Raw genomic sequence first — 5,536 nt, 5'->3', positions numbered from 1 at the left:
GGTCGGCGGGCCCGTGGCGCGTGAAGATGGTCTTGAACATCGAGTCGGTGCCGACGACGGTGTACTCGGGTGCCTGGTCTTCGAGGATGTCCGAGATGCCCGAGCGAAGTTTCTCTCCGAGGCGGTTGACGTGTTCGTACACGTCGTTCTCGGCGGCGTACTTCAGGTACTCGTGGCCTGCGGCCATCGTGACAGGGTGGCCCGAGAAGGTACCCGACTGGAACACGTCGCCGCCGGGGGTGAACTGCTCGACGAGTTCGGCCTTGCCGCCGATTGCGCCGACGGGGAACCCGCCGCCGATAATCTTCCCGAACGTCGTGAGGTCTGGCGTGACGCCGAACTTGCCCTGTGCGCACTGGAGACCACCGACGCGGAACCCGGTGATGACTTCGTCGAAGATGAGGAGTGAGTCGTACTCTTCGGTCACGTCGCGGAGCGTCTGGAGGTAGCCATCCACCGGGTGGACGATGCCCACGTTCGCGAGGATGGGTTCGACGAGCACGCCCGCGATGTCCTCACCGTGTTCTTCGAACACCTCGTGAATCGTCTCGGTGTCGTTGAACGGGACGGGAATCGTGTGCTCGGCGAACGACGAGGGGATGCCGGGCGAACTCGGGTGGACGCTCTCGGGGCCGCCTTCGACCAGCGTCGACTCCTGCGCGCCGTGATAGCCACCCTGCATGACGACGATTTTGTCGCGTCCAGTGACGGCGCGCGCGAGGCGAACCGCGGAGACAGTCGCCTCCGTGCCGGAGTTGACGAAGCGAATCATCTCGACGGACGGGACGTGCCGCGCGACGAACTCCGCGTGTTCGACTTCTATCTCGGTCGGTGCGCCGTACATCGGGCCCGCAGCAGCGTGTTTCTGCACCGCTGCTTGCACAGGCTCCGGGGCGTCGTGGCCGTACAGAAGCGGCCCGTAGCCCATCACGTAGTCGATGTACCGGTTCCCGTCGGCGTCGATGACGTGCGCGCCGTCGCCACGCTCGACGAAGAAGGGATAGGGCTTCGTCGCCCGGACCGAGGAGTTCACGCCGCCGGCGAGAACCGACAGCGCTCGGTCGTACAACGCACGCGACTCGTCGTGTCTCATGCGCGGCGGTTCGAACCCTCGCGGCAAAGACCTTACTGGGTCGCGCCGTCTGCCGCGTCGTTCGGGTCCTGTATCCGTCTCGCCAACAGCAACCCGGCGGCGTCGTTGAGTGCGTGGATGGCCATCAGGGCCACCACGTCGCGCACGAGGAGGTACATAACCGTCGTCAGCAACGCAGGGACCGCGATGCGGGCGACTGCACCGCGGTCCCACCCGAGTGCGTGACTCGCGGTAAATGCGACGAACGACACGCTTCCAGCGAGAAGCGGACTGCCGGTCGCTTCGAGGAGTCGCTCGATGGCGTACCCGTGGAACAGCGCTTCTTCGGTGACGCCCGCGGTGAACGCGACTAGCAGGCGGTGCCGAACCGACAGCGACGCCAGTTGCGACATGCCGTCGCCGAGGTCACCCACGCCGACTCGGTCGAACAGCGGTGCAGTCACCACGCTCGCCGCGAAGAGGACGAAGACGCCGACGCCGACGACAGCGACGAACGAGAGTGGGTCGAGTGAGCGCCCGGTGAGCGACGACAGTGGCCGGCCTTCGACGACCACGACGTACGCACAGAGCGTGAGAAAGACGCCCCACTTACCGACGTCGCTCAGGACGAGGTCCGCGCGCGGGTCGTCGGGGTCGGGGAGGTATCGGTCGATGGCGACGCCGACGAGCGACATCCCGGCGAGGGCGATGAAGAGACCACCGAGAACTTCGACACTCAACACAGCGGGACACCGTTCATCGTCACGTCGCTTGGTCTAGAGTCCAAAAATGGTTTCGCGTGGGTTCGGCCTCCGCCCCGTTGGTGGGGGCTACCGGCCTCTTCGGTTGTGAAGATATAGGTACTTCGCCTCTCAGCGAACGAGAACGTCGGTGTCAGACCCGACAGATTCGGTTCTGTGCGCCGTGGCAGTCGAGACGGCCTCAGACCGCGTCGCGACCGGTCTTGCCGGTGCGGACCTGGACCGCCTCTTCGACGGGGAGGATGAACACTTTCCCGTCGCCTTTCTCGCCCGTGTGGGCGGCGTCGGCGATAGCGTTGGCGACGTCCTCTGCCGGGATGTCGGCGACGATACACTCGACTTTGACCTTCTGGTGGAGGTCGACGGTGTACTCTTCGCCGCGCCATTGACTCTTCTTCGCGGGTTGGGACCCGCGGCCGGAGACGTTCGTGACGGTGAGCGACGGCGCACCAACTTCGGCGAGCGCCGTCTTCACGTCGGCGAGTTTGTCGGGGCGGATGATTGCCATGACGAGTTTGATGCCGCCGTCGTTCGGCAGGTCGGTGTCACTCATGGCTCAGTCCTCCTTCCCCGTCGTCATGAATCCATCCCCGTGGGGGATGCCCGACCCATCCGCGCGGATGCCGGTGTCGGTGTCGGGCGACCCGAATTCGGGGTAGGTGTCGACGCCGTGTTCGGCCGTGTCGAGACCCTGACGCTCGTGGTCGGCGGAGACGCGGGCCTGTCCGACGGCGCGGAAGGCACCGAAGATTGCTGCGGTGGCGGCGAACGTCCAGATGGCGATGACGCCGACGCCGACAATCTGCGGGATGGCCAGCGAGACGACGGAGGCCCCACCGTGCCAGACCGGCATGGCGAAGACGGGGTACAGAAGCGCCCCGAGGATACCCGCGGACCCGTGGACGGGGAAGACCGCACACACGTCGTCGATGCGGAGGCGCTTTTCGACGAACTCGAAGACGATGGGGAGTTGCATACCGGCGAGGAGGCCGACGACGAGGGCACCGGGCCAGACGATGTCGTCCGCGATGGCGGTGACACCGACGAGGCCGGCGAGCAGGCCGTTGGCGACGTAGAGCGTGTCGACTTTCCCGGTCTTGTACATGGCGACGCCGCCCGCACCGATTGCGCCGGCGGCCATGCCGAGGGTGGTGACGAGTGCGACGCGACCCACGTAGGCGAACGACCCGAGGGTCACGGCGCCGTCAGCGTACGCGAGGGGTGCGGCGGCGGTACCGACGTTGAAGCCGTACCAACCGAACGCGAGGATGAGCGTGCCGAGGACGGCGAACGTGATGGAGTGGCCGGGAATAACGTTCGCGCTGCCGTCGGCGTTGAAGCGGTTCATCCGCGGGCCGATGAGCCACGCGGCAGTGAGGCCGGCGATGCCGCCCATCCCGTGGACGATCATGCCGCCGGCGAAGTCGTGGAAGCCGAGGCCTCCGAGGAAGCCACCGGCCCAGGTGACGCCGACGACGACGGGGTAGATGACGCCCGCGATGAAGATGGTGTACGTCAGGTACGCACGGAGTCTCGCGCGGCCTGCGACGGCACCGGAGACGATGGTGGCGGCGGTCATGGCGAAGACGGCGCCGAATAGCCAATCGACCCACGCCGTCGTCGCCGCGGCGTCGGGCGCGTAGAGGCCCATGAAGGCACTCGTAATCGTCGTCGACGGGCCGCCGGTGACGCCCGCGACGATGGACGAGACGGCGGCACCCAAGAGGAAGAACACGATGACGCCGATACTCCACGTCAGCAGGTTCTTCGTGAGTTGGTTGGCGACGTTCTTCGCACGCACTTGCCCGGCTTCGAGCATGGCGAACCCGGCGTGCATGAAGAAGATGAGGAACGTCACGGTGAGAACCCACACGAGGTTCACACCTTCGACGACCGAGGCGAGGTCTGTCTGCAGGGCGGTCAGCATACGATTCCTCCGATAGACGATTCGAACTGAGGTTCGAGTGGACAGTCGTTCATGTTGGTGCTCGATTCGCGACCGAATGTCTCACGAATCATGAGAGATTGTAACCACATGAAGGTACATAACCGTTCGCGTTGACATATGTCCACATAATTTCTGTGTGAAAGACATATGTCCGCTTTAAAATGGAGTATGAGATGTTTAAGGTCGTAACTCGGGTACTAATTGGACAAATGTTGCCGCACAATTCGACGCATGTAGTGTAAGAAACGTTATGGGTGGGTCGGGACAGAACCGAGACCCCCAGCGGGTATGGTGCCGCGTGCGCGGTGGAGACAGACCGCGTGTACGGCGACGAAAGGTGACGTTATCGGGAGGTTAGTCGCTCAGACTGCCGGTTCTCCCTCCTTTCCGGTGCGGACTTGGACCGCTTCTTCGACGGGGATGACGAATATCTTCCCGTCACCCTTCTCGCCCGTGTGGGCGGCGTCGGCGATGGCATCGACGACGTCTTCGGCCGGGATGTCGGCGACGACGCACTCGACTTTGACCTTCTGGTGGAGGTCGACGGTGTACTCCTCGCCGCGCCACTGTCCTTTCTTCGCGGGTTGGGACCCACGGCCAGAGACGTTCGTGACGGTGAGCGACGGTGCGCCCACTTCAGCGAGTGCCGTCTTCACGTCGGCGAGTTTGTCGGGGCGGATGATGGCCATCACCATCTTGATTCCCTCAGTCTCGCTCATTGGTCGTCACCTCCGTCGACTGCGGTCGTGGTGTCACACTCGGTGGAACCTCCGTCGGTACGCACGTCGGTTCCGCCGTCCGTCGCGGTTGGCGTTCCCAGACCACGGTCTGGTCCGGAGTCGCCGACGAACTCGGGGTAGACCGAGACGCCGTGTTCGCCGACGTCGAGGCCTTCGAGTTCTTCTTCTTCCGAGACGCGGAGGCCGAAGATGGCGTCGGCAATCGCGAAGACGACTGCCGAGGCGACGACGGTCCACAGGGCGATGATCCCGACACCGGCGACCTGCATGACCAGTTGCGTCGCGGAGAATCCGCCGACGGCGAACACCGGGATGAGGGCCGTGCCGACCGCACCTGCGACGCCGTGGACGGCGAAGACGCCACACACGTCGTCTATCTTCAGCGAGTCGACGGTCCAGCGGTAGGCGGGCAGGACGATTGCGCCGCCGAGTGCGCCGAGGACGAGGCCGCCCCACCACGTGACGTGGGGGACAGCGCCGGTGACGGCGACGAGACCGGCGAGCAGACCGTTCGCCATCCAGAGCGGGTCAGGCTTGCCCTGGTAGCTGGTCGAGACGAGCATCGCGGCAACTGCGCCGGCACCCATGCCGAGGGTGGTGACGAGTGCGACGCGGCCGAGTGCGGCACCCATGAATTCGAGTCCACCACTCTCGGTGGTCGCGAGGACGGTGGCCTGCGTGCCGACGTTGAAGCCGTACCAGCCGAACGCGAGGATGAGCGTGCCGAGGACGGCGAGCAGCATCGAGTGGCCGGGGATCGGTTGGCTGTTTCCGTTCGCGTCGAAGCGACCCTTGCGTGGGCCGACCATCTTCGCGCCGACGAGGCCGGCGACGCCACCGCACATGTGGACGACAGTCGCGCCAGCGAAGTCGAGGTAGCCGACACCGAGCACGGCACCGAGGTAGCCGCTTCCGGAGAGGAGACCACCGGACCACGTCAGTCCCTGCACGACGGGGTAGATGAAGCCCGTGATGCTCGCCGCGAAGACGATGTACGCGCGGAAGTCCATGCGTT

The 5,536-nt window shown here is 65.2% G+C and carries 6 protein-coding genes; all 6 read right to left on the bottom strand.

Annotated elements, in window-relative coordinates; all coding sequences use genetic code 11:
• Positions 1 to 1,093: glutamate-1-semialdehyde 2,1-aminomutase (locus AUR66_RS05880; RefSeq protein ID WP_058571558.1), on the bottom strand; the 1,093-nt coding region annotated here is incomplete at its 3' end.
• 32 nt (positions 1,094 to 1,125) lie between these two features.
• The gene (locus tag AUR66_RS05875) at positions 1,126 to 1,815 is read right to left on the bottom strand and encodes a CPBP family glutamic-type intramembrane protease (protein WP_058571557.1); all 690 of its coding nucleotides are present in this window, start codon (positions 1,813 to 1,815) and stop codon (positions 1,126 to 1,128) included.
• Between the two features lie 199 nt (positions 1,816 to 2,014).
• Entirely contained in the window at positions 2,015 to 2,386 is a 372-nt protein-coding gene (locus AUR66_RS05870; RefSeq protein WP_082682137.1) for a P-II family nitrogen regulator, read from the bottom strand.
• A gap of 3 nt (positions 2,387 to 2,389) precedes the next feature.
• Positions 2,390 to 3,760, bottom strand: a complete 1,371-nt coding sequence (locus tag AUR66_RS05865; RefSeq protein WP_058571556.1) for an ammonium transporter — start codon at positions 3,758 to 3,760, stop codon at positions 2,390 to 2,392.
• Positions 3,761 to 4,143: 383 nt separating this feature from the next.
• Positions 4,144 to 4,500 carry a P-II family nitrogen regulator gene (locus AUR66_RS05860; RefSeq protein ID WP_082682136.1) on the bottom strand — a complete coding sequence of 119 codons (357 nt, stop codon included), beginning with the start codon at positions 4,498 to 4,500 and terminating at the stop codon, positions 4,144 to 4,146.
• A partial coding sequence (locus AUR66_RS05855; protein ID WP_058571555.1) for an ammonium transporter occupies positions 4,497 to 5,536 on the bottom strand: 1,040 nt, incomplete at its 5' end. The genes AUR66_RS05855 and AUR66_RS05860, both read right to left, overlap by 4 nt.

Origin of the sequence: Haloferax profundi (genome assembly GCF_001469865.1) — an archaeon.
Lineage (GTDB): Archaea > Halobacteriota > Halobacteria > Halobacteriales > Haloferacaceae > Haloferax > Haloferax profundi.
Note: the sequence above shows the minus strand (reverse complement) of the source record. Positions and strands in the feature narration are given on the sequence as shown.

What these genes read in the sequence shown, in the direction of transcription:
- AUR66_RS05870 (WP_082682137.1), bottom strand. Translation starts at nt 2,386, where the DNA reads ATGAGTGACACCGACCTGCCGAACGACGGCGGCATCAAACTCGTCATG.
- AUR66_RS05865 (WP_058571556.1), bottom strand. Translation starts at nt 3,760, where the DNA reads ATGCTGACCGCCCTGCAGACAGACCTCGCCTCGGTCGTCGAAGGTGTG.
- AUR66_RS05860 (WP_082682136.1), bottom strand. Translation starts at nt 4,500, where the DNA reads ATGAGCGAGACTGAGGGAATCAAGATGGTGATGGCCATCATCCGCCCC.